Consider the following 14,802-nt stretch of genomic DNA (forward strand, 5'->3'; position numbering starts at 1 on the left):
GAGGCCGCGCTCCCCGAGGGGAACGCGGCCTGCGGCAGGACAGGGTCAGGCGCGGCCGACCGGCCACACCATCCGGACCTCGGTGCCGACGCCCTCGTCGACCGGGCGGACCTGGAGGTCCTCGACGAAACCGGCGAGCAGGGCGAAGCCCACCCCGGTGGTCAGCGCGTCCTCGCTGAGCGACTCCTTGGCCAGCTCGTCCGGGGGCAGCGCGGCGAGACCGATGCTCGCCTCGATCGGGGCGTGGTCCACCACCCGCACCGTGTACGCCCCGCTGTCGGACATCTCCACGTACACCGGGTCGGGCACCCCGTACTGCCGGTGCAGCGCGACCGCCCGGGTGCACGCCTCACCGATGGCCAGGCGCACCTCGTCGAGCAGGTCCTCGCGTACCCCGGCCCGGCGGGCCACCGCGACACCGACCAGGCGTGCGGTGCGGACGTGCACCGGCGCCGGGGAGAAGGAGAGCTTGACGGTCGCCATCACGCGCCGGCGCCGGTCGCGTCGGCGTCGATCGCCGCGTCGACCGTGGGATGCAACGGGAAGACCTGGTCCAGGGCGGTGATCCGGAAGATCTTGAGCAGCGGCTCCTTGTCGCAGACCAGCGCGAAGGAACCCCCGGCCGAGCGGAGCCGCTTGAGCGCGCCGACCAGCACACCGAGGCCGGTCGAGTCCAGGAAGTCGACCCGGCCCAGGTCCACCACCACCCGGCGGGCACCGCCGTCGATCAGCTCCAGGAGCCGTTCCCGCAGGCGCGGCGCGGTGTAGACGTCCACCTCACCGCCGACCTCGAGCACCGTGTGCTCCCCCACGGTGCGGGTCGCCAGCGACAGCTCCATCGGTCCCTCCTCGGTAAGCTCTCCTGGGCATCTAACCATCCCGCCGAATGGCCCCTTCCAGGTCACCGGCGAAGCCTCCCCCATACCCCCACCCCCGCTTCCCCATTCCGAACACCAGTGCGAGAGTGCAGGACGTGACTTCACCGGCCACCGTATCGGCGGGGAGTGGCCCCGGCCGGTCGCCGGGCGAGCTGCTCCGGCGGCTGCGCCTGCGGCACGCCGCCGACCCGGTCACCCACGTCGAGCGGGTGCCGGCCCGGGCCGGCGAGCCGGCGCCGTGGCCGGACTGGGCCCCCGACGAGCTGCGGGCGGCGTTCGCCCGGCGCGGCGTGGTCGCCCCGTGGCGGCACCAGGCCGAGGCCGCCGAGCTGGCGTACGCGGGGAAGCACGTGGTGGTGGCCACCGGCACGGCGTCCGGCAAGTCGCTGGCGTACCAGCTCCCGGCGCTGGGCACCCTGCTCGCCGACCCGCGCGCCACGGTGCTCTACCTGGCCCCGACCAAGGCGCTCGCCGCCGACCAGCTCCGCGCCGTCGCCGGCCTGGAGCTGGAGGGGGTACGCCCCGCCACCTACGACGGGGACACCCCGCGCACCGAGCGGGAGTGGATCCGGCGGCACTCCCGGTTCGTGCTGACCAACCCCGACATGCTGCACCACGGCATCCTGCCCGGGCACGCGCACTGGTCCGGCTTCCTGCGCCGGCTCGCGTACGTGGTGGTCGACGAGTGCCACACCTACCGGGGCGTGTTCGGCTCGCACGTGGCGCACGTGCTGCGGCGGTTGCGTCGGCAGTGCGCGCGCTACGGGCGTACCCCCGTGTTCGTGCTGGCCTCGGCCACGTCGGGCGACCCGGCGACGGCGGCCGGGCGGCTCACCGGCCTGCCCGTCGCGGCCGTCACCGAGGACGCCTCGCCGCGCGGCGGGGTGACCTTCGCGCTGTGGGAGCCGCCGCTGCTGCCACCGCCCTCCTCGGACGTGGAGCTCGCCGACCTGGTGTCGGTCCGCCGCTCGGCGCTGCGGGAGACCGCCGACCTGCTCGCCGACAGCGTCATCGAAGGGGTACGCACGCTCGCCTTCGTCCGCTCCCGGCGCGGCGCCGAGGTGGTCGCCGCGAACGCCCGGCGGGCCCTCGACGAGGCGGTGCCCGGGCTGGGCGACCGGGTGGCCGCCTACCGGGCCGGCTACCTGCGCGAGGAGCGCCGCGAGCTGGAACGCGCGCTGCTGCACGGCGACCTGCTGGGGCTCGCCTCCACCAACGCGTTGGAACTCGGCGTCGACCTGGTCGGCCTGGACGCCGTGCTCATCTGCGGCTGGCCGGGCACCCGGGCCTCGCTGTGGCAGCAGGCCGGCCGGGCCGGCCGCTCGGGCGACGAGGCCCTCGCGGTGCTCGTGGCCCGGGACGACCCGCTCGACACCTACCTGGTCCACCATCCCGAGGCGCTGTTCGGGCGGCCCGTCGAGGCGACCGTGCTCGACCCGGCCAACCCGTACGTGCTCGCGCCGCAACTCGCCTGCGCCGCCCACGAGGCCCCGCTCACCCCGGCCGACCTCGAACTCTTCGGCGAGGGCGCGAAGGAGGCGGTCGACTCGCTGGTCGAGGCGGGCGCGCTGCGGCAGCGCCCCACCGGCTGGTACTGGCGGCACCGGGAACGCCCCGAGGTCGACCTGCGCGGCGAGGGCGGGGCCCCGGTCTGCGTGGTGGAGGAGTCCACCGGGCGGCTGCTCGGCACCGTCGACGGCGGCTCCTCGCACTTCCTGCTCCACACCGGCGCCGTCTACCTGCACCAGGGCGTCTCGTACGTGGTCGACTCGCTCGACCTGGCCGACGGGTGCGCGCTGGTGCACCCCGAGGAGCCGGACTGGTCCACCCACGCCCGGGATGTCACCTCGCTGTCCGTGGTGTCCGTCCGGTCCTACGTGGACGCCGGGCCGGTCGGGCTCTTCCTCGGCGAGGTGGACGTGACCAGCCAGGTGGTGTCGTACCAACGGCGGCGGATCGCCACCGGCGAGGTGATCGACACCCGGCCGCTGGACCTGCCGGCCCGGGAACTGCGCACCGTCGCGGTCTGGTTCACCCTTTCGCCGGAGTCGCTTGCTGCCGCCGGCGTGGAGGCCGCCGACATTCCGGGGGCGCTGCACGCCGCCGAGCACGCCGCGATCGGCCTGCTGCCGCTCATGGCGACCTGCGACCGGTGGGACATCGGCGGGCTCTCCACCGCCCTGCACCCGGACACCGAGGCACCCACCGTCTTCGTCTACGACGGCCACCCGGGCGGGGCCGGCTTCGCCGAGCGGGCGTACGGGACGGCCGCCGCCTGGCTGCGCGCCACCCGGGACGCGATCGCCGAGTGCGGGTGCGAGTCCGGGTGCCCGTCCTGCGTCCAGTCCCCGAAGTGCGGCAACGGCAACAACCCGCTCTCCAAGCCGGACGCCGTCAAGGTCCTGGACGTGGTCCTCGCCAACCTCGCGGCGGTCGAGGCCGACCGAGGGGCGGTTCTGCCCCGGCAGGAGGGCCGCGCCGCGGACTGACCTCCTGGTTGGTGGGATGGGCGCATGAGCGGGGCGACATCGGGGCATTGATGCATGGGAGCGCTTCCATGTCCCCGAGATTCTTCGCGCCGGGAGGTACCGCCGTGGCCGACACGATCGCCGAGACCGTCGACCTGCTCTACACGATCGACCAGGAGAACCTCACCCCCGACCAGCAGATCGCGCTGGGCGCGGCGCTGGCCGGCCTGGCGCAGGCGGAGCGCCTGGAGCAGATCAACGAGCGCCTGCGCGGCATCCACCAGGTGCTCAACGCCTGGGCCATGAAGGCGACCGTCGACGGTGGCCGCTGACCGGCGGCCCGCCGGGGGTGGACGGCGGTCGATCGGATCACCGGCCGGAACCCGCCGGCCACGGGCGGGCGGCGACGGTCGGGCTGTGCGAGACTCCGGCGTTCGCCTCTTCAAGGAGATCAGATGCAGCTCGACAGCTTGCAGGCCCAGCAACGGTTCATCGTCCGCCAGCGGATCCGGATGATGGTCAACCAGTACGAGGTCCACTCCGTGGCGCCGGACGGCTCCGAGGGCGGGCTGCTCGCGTTCGCGCAGCAGAAGCGGCTCGCGTTCAAGGAGCAGGTGACCATCTACACCGACGACTCCAAGCAGTACCCCCTGCTCGGCTTCAAGGCCCGGCAGCGCCTCGACCTCGGCGCCACGTACGACGTGACCGACCACGCCGGCACCCCCATCGGCCTGTTCCGCAAGGACTTCGCCCAGTCGCTGCTGCGCTCCACCTGGCACGTCGAGCAGGCCGGCCTGCCGCAGATCACCGGGCAGGAGCGCAGCCTGCCGGTGGCCCTGCTGCGCCGCTTCGTCGACTCGCTCTCCTGGCTGCCCTACCACTTCGACTTCGTGGCCAACGGCCAGCCGGTGTTCTCGGTCGACAAGAAGTGGGGCCTGCGCGACCGGTACGTCGTCGACATCCACCACCCGCAGATCGACCGGCGACTGGTGATCGCCATGGCGGTCGGCCTGGACGCCCTCCAGTCCCGCTGACGCCCGCAGCTCATCCGACCGGGCCGCGAGGAATCGAGCACCCGGTGGTGTCGGGGCGGTAGGACTTCCGCCCCGACACCACCTTCCGGCGTCAGCCTCGGGCGGGGCCGGCACGGGAGGTCGCGCTCGCCGCGCGGGCGAGCCAGGGCACTGGAGCGACCCTCACCTCCGCCGTCGCGACCACGTCGAGACCGTCCAGCCGGCACGCCGTGAGCCGAGCGCCGTTCGCCGCGGCCAGGTCGGCGGCCCGTCCACACGCCTCGCCGGCGCCCTCGATCGCCCGGCCGGCGCCACCCAGAGCCGCGAAGTCGGCGGCGTTCCGGGCCTGGTGGCGTGCGCACCGGGCCGCGCCGAGCCCGGCGCCGAGGAGCCCGACCAGCACGAGCACCAGCCCGACCGCGAGCAGGCAGACGGTCGCCCCACCGCGTTCGGCACCCTGGCGTCTCCACCTGTTGACTGCCCGGCGCACCGACGGCTCCCGCCCGGTCACGGCAGCGGCCCCGGGGAGCCGGGTTCGACGGCGGCCACCGCGGTGCCCGACACGCTGAGCCGGGGCAGCCGGGCGCCGAAGCTCCGGACCGGCGCCCGTACCGTCACGGTGACCCGGTCGCCGGCCACCGTCACCGAGACCTGGGCGCCGGCCGGGGCGTACCGGGAGCCGGCGGCCGACCCGGGTTCGCCCCGCGCGGCGGCGAGCGCCGCCTCCCGGGCCGCGTCGACGCAGCCGGCCTTCGTGGTGACGGCGTCGACGGCCGTGAGACCGGCGAAGAGGAGAAGCATCAGCGCCGGCAGGCCGGCCGCCAACTCGGCCGTGAACGAGCCCCGCTCCCGCGCACCCCACGGCCGCTGGCGGCCGGCCCACCGGCGACCGGTCACTTCAAGGCCCGGTCGATGACGGCGGTGAGCGCGGACTGCACGTTGCCGGAGGTGAGCACCTTCAGCAGGATCCCCGCGAAGGCGACCGCCGCGAGGGTGCCCACGGCGTACTCGGCCGTGTTCATCCCGGCGTCGCCGCGCAGGCGGGTGAGGAGTTTGCGCATGTCGTACTCCCTTTCTCGGGGATTCACAGCACGTCGCCGAGGACGGCGACGATCACCGGCACCAGACCGGCGAGAATGAAGGCGGGCAGGAAGCAGAGCCCGAGCGGCAGCACGATGAGCACCCCGGCCCGCCGGGCGGCCGCCTCGGCCGCGGTCGAGCGGTCGGACCGCAGGTCGTCGGCGAGCCGGGTGAGCGCGCCGGCCAGCGCGGCGCCGCTGCTCGACGAGCGGATGGCGCCGGTCACCAGGCGCTCCGCGCCGGGCACGGGTCCCAGGTGCTCCCACGCCTCGGCCGCCGTGCCGCCGAGTTCCAGCGTCCGCCCCACCCGGCCGAGCCGGTCGGCGAGCGGTCCACCGAGCGCGTCGGCGACCGCCAGCACCGAGCGGTCCACCGGTGCGCCGGCCCGGAGGGCGGCGGCCAGCAGGTCGGCGGCGAGGGGCAGGTCGGCCGCCTCGCGGAGCCGGCGGTCGCGGACGGCCCGTGGCTCGATCCGCCGCAGCAGGCGGTCGGCGGCCATCCCGGCCAGCGCCCCGACGAGCACGCCCGCCCAGCCGCCCACCACGACCAGCGCGGCCACCCCCGCGAGGCCGGCGCCGAGCCGGATCCGGTCCGGCCACCAGGCCGGGCGGTTCCGCTCCGCCGGCCGGCTGGGGACGAGGAGGCGCAGCCGCCGCGCCGGACGGACGGCGGGCCCGGACAGGACCAGGAGCAGCGCCGCCGCGGCCAGGCAGGCGGCGGCCACCACCGGACGGGACATCAGGCGGCCCGCCCGGGCGCCGCGCCGAGCCGCTCCGCCCAGATCAGCCCGCCGATCTGCAACGCGACGGCTGCGACGGCGCTGCCGCCACCGACCGGGGTGTGCAGGAGCACGGCGACCGGGTCGACGCCGATGGCGTACCCGAGCCCGATCCCGCCGAGCGGCAGCCCGGCGAGCAGCCAGGCGGTCGCCCGGGCACCGGCCGCCTGCGCGGCGGCCGCGGCCAGGCCCCGGTCCGCCGCCCGGGCGTCGGCCTCGACCCGTTCGAGCAGCTCGGCCAGGGGCGCCCCGGTGCGGTCGGCCAGCCGGACGGCGGCTCGCGCCAACCGGGCGACGCGTCGCGGACCGTCGCCGATCGCCCCGCCCGACGGCAGCCCGGCCCGTAGGTCGGCGGCGAGCGCGCCGAGCTGGTCCAGCTCGTGGCGGTGGGCCCGGTCGGCCGCCCGGCGGAGCCGCCGACGACGCACCGCCCGCGCCGCGAGCGTGCCGTAGGCGGCCAGCACCACTGCGGCCACCGGGCCGCCGACCAACGCTCCGGCCCCGGCGCCGACCACGGCCGCCGCCAGCAGGGCAGTCCGCCCGGCCAGCGGCAGGCGGGTCACGGGGCCGGACGGCGCCGGGCCCGACGGCGGAGCGACGGCACCCGAGCGCCAGGACCTGAGCAGGGCGGCCAGCCGGGACCGGGGCGCACGGTCCATGGGGACGAGAGCGTCGCTCGGCGGGCGCCAGGCCGCGCCATTCGGGGAGACGAGGGCAACGGCCAGCCGGCTTCGCGGCACACGATTCCGGGGATCGAGCCCGGCGGCCGGGCGGGTCGGGTCACGCCGCCCCGGCGGCCGGCCGGGAGGGGGACGGTCGGCGGGGCTTCCGAGCCCGGTGGCGGGCCGGTGGGGGACGCCGGGGTGCGGCGTACGGACGGACGGCCGGGGGCCTGCGTCCGGGAGCACACACGCGGACCGGCTGGCGCCAGGGGCAGGGCGATTGCCCAGGTCGAGGACGGCGTGCCGGCGGGTCCGGCCGGCGCGTACCGGCCAGGCGACCGCCGCGGCGGCACCGGCCAGGAGAACGGCCACCAGCCACACCGGGCCGGTCACGACGGGCCCGCCGAGCCGGGCCATGCCGCGCAGAGGATCGGCGGCACGGACACCCCCCGCTCGCGGAGCAGGGCGCCGAGTGGCCGGGCCGCGAGCCCGAGCCCGCGGCCGCGTAGCCAGGCCGGGACCACGGTGACCACCCGGTCGGGTCCCTCGGGCAGGAGCAGGCTGACGGACTCCAGCACCCGGCCCTCGGTGGTCCGCCGGACCTGCAGAAGGACCTGGATCGCGGCGGCGACCTGGGCGTGCAGGGCGGCCCGGGGCAGACCACCGAGCATCCCGAGCGCCTCCAGCCGGGCCGGTACGTCCGTCGCGGCGTTGGCGTGCAGCGTCCCGGCCCCGCCGTCGTGGCCGGTGTTCAACGCGGCGAGCAGGTCGACCACCTCGGCGCCCCGGCACTCGCCCACGACCAGCCGGTCCGGCCGCATCCGCAGCGCCTGCCGGACCAGGTCGCTCAGCCCGACCGCACCGGCGCCCTCCACGTTGGACGTGCGGGCCTGGAGGCCGATCACGTGCGGGTGCACGGGCCGCAGCTCGGCCGCGTCCTCCACGAGCACGATCCGCTCGGTGCCGGGCACCAGCCCGAGCAGTGTGTTGAGCAGGGTGGTCTTGCCGGAGCCGGTCCCGCCCGTGACCAGGTACGCCAACCGGGCGGCCACCACGGCGGCGAGCAGCGGGGCGACCGGCCGGGGCACCGTGCCGTGCCGGACCAGTTCGTCGAGGGTGAACGGCCGCTGCCGGAAGGTGCGTAGCGACAGGTAGGGCCCGTCGGTGGCCACGGGTGGCAGCACGGCGTGCAGCCGGGTGCCGTCGGGCAGCCGGGCGTCGGCGTACGGGGAGGCGTCGTCGAGCCGGCGCCCGGCGGCCGCGGTGAGGCGCTGGGCCAGCCGGCGGACGTCGTCGACCGTGCCGAGCGGCACGGCCACCTGGTGCAGGCCCCGTCCCCGGTCGACCCAGACCCGGGTGCCGTTCACCAGCACGTCGGTGACCTGCGGATCGGCCAGCAACGGCGCGAGCGGGCCGGCGCCGACGAGGTCGTCGTGGACCCGGTCGGCGATCCGCAGCAGGGCGGTGTCTCCGAGCACGGCGGCGTCCGGCTCGGCGCGTACCGCGGAGACGACGGCCGCGGGCGTGACCGGGGTGGCCTCGGCGGCGAACCGGTGTCGGACCCGGGCGGCCAGTTCCCCGGCGTCGGCCGGCCCGGTCACGCCGCACCCGCCGCGGGCACGTCGGCCAGTCCGTCGAGGAGCCGCTGGCAGAGCACGGCGAGCGGGCCCTTGCCGGTGGCGGCCGGCGCCTCGCCGCGTTCCAGCCCCCGGCAGAGCCCGGGCTCGGGCCGGAGTGTGCCGGCCAGCGGCAGCCCGAGCGCCCGGGCCACCTCGCCGGCCCGGAGCCGGCCGGGTGCGGGACCCCGCACGACCACCGCCAGGTCGGCGCAGTGCGGGGCGGCCACCGCGACGACGCGGGCCGCGGCGGCGGTGGCCCGCAGCTCGGCCGGTACGACGATCAGTGCCCGGTCGGCCGCCTGGAGGGCGACCACGGCCGCGTCGTCCAGGTGCCGGGGCAGGTCGAGGACGACCACGTCGCGGCCTCGGCGGGCGGCGTCGACGGTGGCGGCCATCGCCTCGGCCGGCAGGTGCCGCAGGGCGCCCCGGTCCCAGGAGAGGACGACGAGGTCGCCCCGGCTGGGCAGGGCCCGGACCAGCGACGGCGGGTCCATCCGGCCGTCGGTGGCGGTGAGGCCGGGCCAGCGCAACCCTTCGAGCTGTTCCCAGCCGAGCACGAGGTCGAGGCCGCCGCCGAGCGGGTCGGCGTCGACCAGCAGGGTGCGCAGCCGGGCCCGGGCCGCCGTGACGGCGAGGCCCCCGGCCAGCACGCTGGCGCCGGCGCCGCCCCGCCCGCCGAGCACCGCCACGACGCGGGCGGGGTTGCCGCCGGGCAGTTCGACGGCGCACTCGGCGAACCGGTCGACCAGCCAGGGCTCGGCCGCGGGCAGGGTGGCGACGTGCTCGGCGCCGATCAGCTCGGCGACCTGCGTACCCGGATCGAGCTGGCCGGAGCGACCGACCAGCACGGTGCGGGGCCGGCGCGGCAGGCGGGCCCGCAGGCATGCCTGGGCCTGGTCGGCGCCGACCAGCACCAGCGGCGCGGGCGTCCAGCGGGCCCGGGCCGCGGCGGGATCGGCGGCCAGCTCGACCTCGGTGCCGCCCGCAGCGGCGAGCCGCAGCAGTTCGTCGAGGAGGTCGCCGTCGGCGGTGACGAGCAGGGGCAGCCGGCGGAACGGCGGCAGCGGGGTACGGGGCGGCATGGCGGCCTCCAGCGGTCGGACTCGGACGTGCCGCGGAGCAGCCTGCCGGCGGGATCGGCGCACCGGCGTCCGACCGGCTGCGGCTGTGGACGACGGGACCGCCTGTGGACAGCCGCCGATCGCCCGGTCGATCTGCTATGGGCCGCCCGTCGCCACCGGCCGTCCTTAATGCACTGATGTGTCGCTGCGGTCTGACGGCGGCGACGGTGTCTGCGGTAATTGACCGACAGCAGTGTTCGGGTGAGCAGATGCCCGGCTGTCCGACTGCGGAGAGAGGAACGGGGAATGCGGAGAACCTGGCGGAGGGCGGCCCTCGCGGCCAGCCTGTCGATCACGGGGGCGCTGGGCGGGTTCGTCGCCGCCGCGCCGGCACAGGCGGAGACGGTGCCACTGGAGCTGGGGCTGGCCGTCGCCCCGGACGGCACGGCCAGCACGATCAGCGGCAAGGCGATCGTGCACGGCACGGTGACCTGCAGCCAGCCGACCTCGGTCACGGTGAGCGGCGTGGTCGACCAGGTGGTCAAGAAGGTGCTGGTCCGTGGCCGCTTCGGGACCCTGGTCGACTGCACCCCGGGCGCGCCCGTGGCGTGGACGGCCGCGGCGACCCCCCTCGACACCACGCCGTTCGGGAAGGGACCCGCCGAGGTGAGCACCGAGGCGTCCGCCTACGACGCCGAGTACCAGCAGTATTTCGTCTACGACACCTCGATCGTGGACCTCGTCAAGTCCTGACCCACGGTGACGCGGGCGGCCGGACCGGCCACGGACCGGCCGCCCCCTGGCTCGCGCTGCCTGGTCGTCGGCGCGGCCGCGTCTCCCGTGCTGTGGTTGGTCGCCGGCTCCGCTTGTCAGAGCGGTCAGCGGCCTGCGGCACGGAGCGGTTGTAGCGCTTCCCGGAAAGGGACGACCCCCGTCGGGGGGAGACGGGGGTCGTCGTGAGGTTCGGCTCCGGGGGGGTCGAGCCGAACCCACTCAGCGGTCACGGGGGGTGCAACCGCCGAGGGTCCATATTCTTCGCGATCGACGTGACGTGAACTCTCGTCGCGAGCACAAGCATGCCGCAATGGACCCTTATACGTCGAGTGGTGTTCACTCCACGCAACGCTAATTTGTGGCTCACAGGTGTGACAGCCGTCACTCTCGCGGGTGCACCTGCCCCACCGGGCGGCCTCGGGAGCCCCCGGGGGACCAGCCGAGCGTGCCCCGTCGGGCTAGACTTTCGCGCCGTGGGCCGGAGTGCCGCTTTCTTCGATCTCGACAAGACCGTCATCGCCAAGTCGAGCGCACTGGCGTTCGGTCGGCCGTTCTACCGGGACGGGCTGATCACTCGCCGTGACGTGGTCAAGTCGGCGTACGCGCAGCTGATGTTCCGGCTGGGCGGCACCGACGAGCAGACCATGGCCCGGACCCGGGACTATCTCGCCACGCTCTGCAAGGGCTGGCCGGTGGAACAGGTCCGCCAGATCGTCGCGGAGACGCTGCACGAGCTGATCAACCCCTACGTGTACGCCGAGGCCGCCGCCCTCATCGAGGAGCACCAGGCCGCCGGGCGGGACGTGGTGCTGGTCTCCGCCTCCGGCGAGGAGATGGTGCGTCCCATCGGCGAGCTGCTCGGGGTGACCGACGTGATCGCCACCCGGATGGCGGTGGCGGACGGCCGCTACAGCGGCGAGGTCGAGTTCTACGCGGCCGGCCCGCGCAAGGTCGACGCCGTCGGCGAACTGGCTCTCGAACGGGGCTACGACCTCGCCGACTCCTACGCCTACTCCGACTCGTACAGCGACCGGCCGCTGCTGGAGTGCGTGGGCCACCCGACCGTGGTCAACCCGGACCGGGCGCTGCGCCGGCTGGCCGTGGAGAACTCGTGGCCGGTGCTGGAGTTCCGGCACCCGGTGCCGCTGGGCCGGCGGCTGCGGGAGCGTCCCGCCGTGCCGGTCGCCGCGGCGGCCCTGGGCGTGGGCGTCGGCGTGGCCATCGGCATCGCCTGGTACGGCCGGCACCGCCGCACCCGCGCCGCCACCACCCCCACCGTCTGAGGCCGGGGCCGGGCAGCGCGGTGGCTCAGGACGCGGCGAGGATCTCGTCGCCGATGAGCGTGATCTGATCCGCGCCGACCTCCACGGCGGCCATGTAGTGACGCAGCCAGGAGCGCAGCCCGTCGGGGGTGCCGGTGGCGAAGGCGCCGGCCGCGCCGACGTACTCGGGCTCCCGCTCCCGGTGGCCGACGTCGACGGCGACCAGCCCGCGCGGGTCGAACCCGGTGGAGATCAGAACCAGTCGGGCGGCGGCCCGCGCCACCACCCCGGACGGGCCGGCGAACGGGCGCAGGTTCAGCAGCTCGCCGTGCACCACGGCGGCCAGCACCAGCGGCGGCACCTTCGTGCCCCCGGCCACCAGCGCGGCCAGCCCGTCGAGGCGGGCCGCCACCACCGGGTCGGCCACCGGGCGGCCCAGCTCGGCCTCGGCGACCACGTCGCGGGCCGCGAGCACGTGCAGCCGGGCGAGGGCCTGACGCGGCGCCTTCGGCCAGAGGTCGCTCAGCCCGGGCAGCGCCCCGGCCACCCGCAGCGCGCCCTGGAGCAGCGGGTCGGTGACGGTCCCCGCGCGTACCTCCTCGCGGTCGTGCGCCCGGCCCTCCAGCGCGGCGCTGGCCACGGCCGAGCGGAGGCTGACCTCGGCGGCGACCTGGCCGCCCTGGCGGCGCAGCGCGCGGTGCCGGTGGGCCTGGTCGACCCGGTCACGGGCCCGCTCGACGGCGGGCGCGATGTCGGCGAGCGCGAGCAGCGGGGCGAGCGGGTCGGTGGTCACCCCGCCACGCTAGCGATCCCCGCGCCCCGCCGGAGCGCCAGCCGTCGGGAAGCGACGCGAACCACTCTCCTCTGCTGCTCGGCGCGTCCGGAGGGCCACTGGGCGCGTGACGGGTGACCGGGCGGTCGCGGCGGGGGGTGCGCCGGGACTAACCTCACCCGGGTAGGAGACGCAGGTCACGCGATGAAGGAGTCACCGCATGAGCGAGGCATTGGCCAACTTGCTGAACGAGACGCGCCAGTTCCCGCCGCCGGCCGAGCTCGCCGCGAACGCCAACGTGACCGCGGACGCGTACGCCGAGGCGGCCGAGGACCGGCTCGCCTTCTGGGAGCGCCAGGCCGGGCGGCTGCACTGGGCCCGGCAGTGGAACCAGGTGCTCGACTGGTCGAACGCGCCCTTCGCGAAGTGGTTCGTGGGCGGCCAGCTCAACGTGGCGTACAACTGCCTGGACCGGCACGTGGAGGCCGGGCGCGGCGACAAGGTGGCGATCCACTGGGAGGGCGAGCCGGGTGACACCCGCACCGTCACCTATGCGGACCTGCACAAGCTCACCTGCCAGGCGGCGAACGCGCTGACCGAGTTGGGCGTCACGGCCGGCGACCGGGTGGCGATCTACCTGCCGATGATCCCCGAGGCGGCGGTGGCGATGCTCGCCTGCGCCCGGATCGGCGCCACCCACAGCGTGGTCTTCGGCGGCTTCTCGGCCGACGCGCTGACCAACCGGATCCAGGACGCCAGCGCCAAGGTGGTGATCACCGCGGACGGCGGCTTCCGCCGGGGCAAGCCGTCCGCGCTCAAGCCGACCGTCGACGAGGCGGTGGCCAACTGCCCGTCGGTGGAGCACGTGCTGGTCGTCCGCCGCACCGGCGAGGAGGTCGCCTGGTCGGCGAAGGACCACTGGTGGCACGAGACGGTGGAGACCGCCTCGCCGGAGCACACCGCCCAGCCGTTCGACGCCGAGCACCCGCTCTTCATCCTCTACACCAGCGGCACCACGGCCCGACCCAAGGGCATCCTGCACACCACCGGCGGCTACCTCACCCAGACGTCGTACACCACGCACGCGGTCTTCGACCTCAAGCCGGAGACGGACGTCTACTGGTGCACCGCCGACATCGGCTGGGTCACCGGGCACTCCTACATCGTCTACGGCCCGCTCTCCAACGGCGCCACCCAGGTCATGTACGAGGGCACCCCGGACACCCCGCACAAGGGCCGGTTCTGGGAGATCGTCGACAAGTACAAGGTCACCATCCTGTACACCGCGCCGACCCTGATCCGCACCATGATGAAGTGGGGCGAGGACATCCCCGCCGGCTACGACCTCTCCTCCCTGCGCCTGCTGGGCAGCGTGGGTGAGCCGATCAACCCCGAGGCGTGGATCTGGTACCGGCAGTACGTCGGCCGGGGCGAGCTGCCCGTCGTCGACACCTGGTGGCAGACCGAGACCGGCGCGATCATGATCTCCCCGCTGCCGGGCGTCACCGAGGCCAAGCCCGGCTCGGCGATGACGCCGCTGCCGGGCATCGTCGCCGACGTGGTGGACGACCAGGGGCAGTCGGTGCCCAACGGCGGTGGCGGCTACCTCGTGCTCCGCGAGCCGTGGCCGTCGATGCTGCGCACCATCTGGGGCGACGACAACCGCTTCATCGAGACCTACTGGTCTCGCTTCGGGGCCGGCGCCAACCAGGGCGGCGACTGGGTCTACTTCGCCGGCGACGGGGCGAAGAAGGACGACGACGGGCACATCTGGCTGCTCGGCCGGGTCGACGACGTGATGCTGGTGTCGGGCCACAACATCTCCACCACCGAGGTGGAGTCGGCGCTGGTCAGCCACCCGTCGGTGGCCGAGGCGGCGGTGGTCGGCGCGACCGACCCGACCACCGGCCAGGCGATCGTCGCCTTCGCCATCCCGCGCGGCAGCACGGAGATCTCCGGCGAGGCCGGCGAGCAGCTCATCGCCGACCTGCGCAACCACGTGGCCAGGACGCTCGGCCCGATCGCCAAGCCGCGCCAGATCATGCTGGTGCCGGAGCTGCCGAAGACCCGCTCCGGCAAGATCATGCGCCGGCTGCTGCGGGACGTCGCGGAGCACCGGTCCCTCGGCGACGTCACCACGCTCCAGGACTCCTCGGTGATGGACATGATCTCCTCCGGCATGGGGGCCGGAAAGTCCGACGAGGACTGAGCGCAGACGTACCCCTGACGGTGGGTGGCGGTCCGGACGGGCCGCCACCCACCGTCGTTCTGTTGAGACACCTGTCGGAAATTCGGTGGAGGCCTGCCAGGCTGATCGGCCAGAGGCTATGTCGCCCCCTGTCGATGAGAGCCCTCTTCGGTTAGGTTCGCCGCATCGGACCGGTTCGACGGGCGTCGCTACGACGCGCGACCGGCCGGCTCCCCCTCCCATGCCC

The 14,802-nt window shown here is 75.3% G+C and carries 16 protein-coding genes; 6 read left to right on the forward strand and 10 right to left on the reverse strand.

Annotated features, from left to right (window positions below):
• Positions 1 to 45: 45 nt before the first annotated feature.
• Together FXF50_RS12310 and FXF50_RS12315 are read right to left on the reverse strand one after the other, a co-directional pair.
• Positions 46 to 486: an ATP-binding protein gene (locus FXF50_RS12310; RefSeq protein WP_148427348.1), complete on the reverse strand. Its 441-nt coding sequence runs from the start codon at positions 484 to 486 to the stop codon at positions 46 to 48.
• Positions 483 to 839 carry an STAS domain-containing protein gene (locus FXF50_RS12315; RefSeq protein WP_091261160.1) on the reverse strand — a complete coding sequence of 119 codons (357 nt, stop codon included), beginning with the start codon at positions 837 to 839 and terminating at the stop codon, positions 483 to 485. The genes FXF50_RS12310 and FXF50_RS12315 overlap by 4 nt, the downstream gene beginning before the upstream one ends.
• Before the next feature lie 47 nt (positions 840 to 886).
• Here FXF50_RS12315 and FXF50_RS12320 point away from each other — a divergent pair, with 47 nt between their 5' ends.
• From FXF50_RS12320 to FXF50_RS12330, 3 genes are all read left to right on the forward strand, one after another.
• On the forward strand, positions 887 to 3,367 hold the full coding sequence (locus FXF50_RS12320) for a DEAD/DEAH box helicase (RefSeq protein WP_255510008.1): 2,481 nt from the start codon (positions 887 to 889) through the stop codon (positions 3,365 to 3,367).
• A 104-nt stretch (positions 3,368 to 3,471) separates the two neighbouring features.
• Positions 3,472 to 3,678, forward strand: coding sequence for a hypothetical protein (locus FXF50_RS12325; protein WP_091315198.1), 207 nt, complete (start codon positions 3,472 to 3,474; stop codon positions 3,676 to 3,678).
• 123 nt (positions 3,679 to 3,801) lie between these two features.
• On the forward strand, positions 3,802 to 4,380 hold the full coding sequence (locus tag FXF50_RS12330) for a hypothetical protein (protein WP_091315200.1): 579 nt from the start codon (positions 3,802 to 3,804) through the stop codon (positions 4,378 to 4,380).
• Positions 4,381 to 4,471: 91 nt separating this feature from the next.
• Here FXF50_RS12330 and FXF50_RS12335 read toward each other — a convergent pair whose 3' ends face one another.
• From FXF50_RS12335 to ssd, 7 genes are all read right to left on the reverse strand, one after another.
• Positions 4,472 to 4,849 (reverse strand): Rv3654c family TadE-like protein, encoded by a 378-nt coding sequence (locus FXF50_RS12335; RefSeq protein WP_148427350.1) that lies wholly within the window; start codon positions 4,847 to 4,849, stop codon positions 4,472 to 4,474.
• 17 nt (positions 4,850 to 4,866) lie between these two features.
• A complete protein-coding gene (locus tag FXF50_RS12340) occupies positions 4,867 to 5,256 on the reverse strand; it encodes a TadE family type IV pilus minor pilin (RefSeq protein WP_148427351.1) in 390 nt (129 codons plus the stop codon).
• A complete protein-coding gene (locus tag FXF50_RS12345; RefSeq protein WP_013283643.1) occupies positions 5,253 to 5,420 on the reverse strand; it encodes a DUF4244 domain-containing protein in 168 nt (55 codons plus the stop codon). The genes FXF50_RS12340 and FXF50_RS12345 overlap by 4 nt, the downstream gene beginning before the upstream one ends.
• A 23-nt stretch (positions 5,421 to 5,443) precedes the next feature.
• On the reverse strand, positions 5,444 to 6,178 hold the full coding sequence (locus tag FXF50_RS12350) for a type II secretion system F family protein (RefSeq protein ID WP_148427352.1): 735 nt from the start codon (positions 6,176 to 6,178) through the stop codon (positions 5,444 to 5,446).
• Positions 6,178 to 6,876 (reverse strand): hypothetical protein, encoded by a 699-nt coding sequence (locus tag FXF50_RS12355; RefSeq protein ID WP_255510009.1) that lies wholly within the window; start codon positions 6,874 to 6,876, stop codon positions 6,178 to 6,180. Before FXF50_RS12355 ends, FXF50_RS12350 begins: the two co-directional genes overlap by 1 nt.
• Positions 6,877 to 7,268: 392 nt before the next feature.
• A complete protein-coding gene (locus tag FXF50_RS12360) occupies positions 7,269 to 8,480 on the reverse strand; it encodes a TadA family conjugal transfer-associated ATPase (protein WP_148427353.1) in 1,212 nt (403 codons plus the stop codon).
• Complete coding sequence (gene ssd / locus FXF50_RS12365) at positions 8,477 to 9,580, reverse strand: septum site-determining protein Ssd (protein ID WP_148427354.1); 1,104 nt, start codon at positions 9,578 to 9,580, stop codon at positions 8,477 to 8,479. Before ssd ends, FXF50_RS12360 begins: the two co-directional genes overlap by 4 nt.
• 285 nt (positions 9,581 to 9,865) lie before the next feature.
• Between ssd and FXF50_RS12370 the strand changes: the two genes are divergently transcribed.
• Positions 9,866 to 10,312 (forward strand): hypothetical protein, encoded by a 447-nt coding sequence (locus FXF50_RS12370; protein ID WP_148427355.1) that lies wholly within the window; start codon positions 9,866 to 9,868, stop codon positions 10,310 to 10,312.
• A 494-nt stretch (positions 10,313 to 10,806) separates the two neighbouring features.
• Positions 10,807 to 11,616: an HAD family phosphatase gene (locus tag FXF50_RS12375; protein ID WP_148427356.1), complete on the forward strand. Its 810-nt coding sequence runs from the start codon at positions 10,807 to 10,809 to the stop codon at positions 11,614 to 11,616.
• Positions 11,617 to 11,641: 25 nt separating this feature from the next.
• Here the strand turns inward: FXF50_RS12375 and FXF50_RS12380 are convergent, their stop codons facing one another.
• The gene (locus tag FXF50_RS12380) at positions 11,642 to 12,388 is read right to left on the reverse strand and encodes an oxidoreductase (RefSeq protein WP_148427357.1); all 747 of its coding nucleotides are present in this window, start codon (positions 12,386 to 12,388) and stop codon (positions 11,642 to 11,644) included.
• Positions 12,389 to 12,587: 199 nt separating this feature from the next.
• Between FXF50_RS12380 and acs the strand changes: the two genes are divergently transcribed.
• On the forward strand, positions 12,588 to 14,576 hold the full coding sequence (acs, locus tag FXF50_RS12385) for an acetate--CoA ligase (protein WP_148427358.1): 1,989 nt from the start codon (positions 12,588 to 12,590) through the stop codon (positions 14,574 to 14,576).
• The last annotated feature ends 226 nt before the right edge of the window (positions 14,577 to 14,802 follow it).

The sequence above is a fragment of the Micromonospora sp. AP08 genome (assembly GCF_008085935.1).
Classification (GTDB): domain Bacteria; phylum Actinomycetota; class Actinomycetes; order Mycobacteriales; family Micromonosporaceae; genus Micromonospora; species Micromonospora chersina.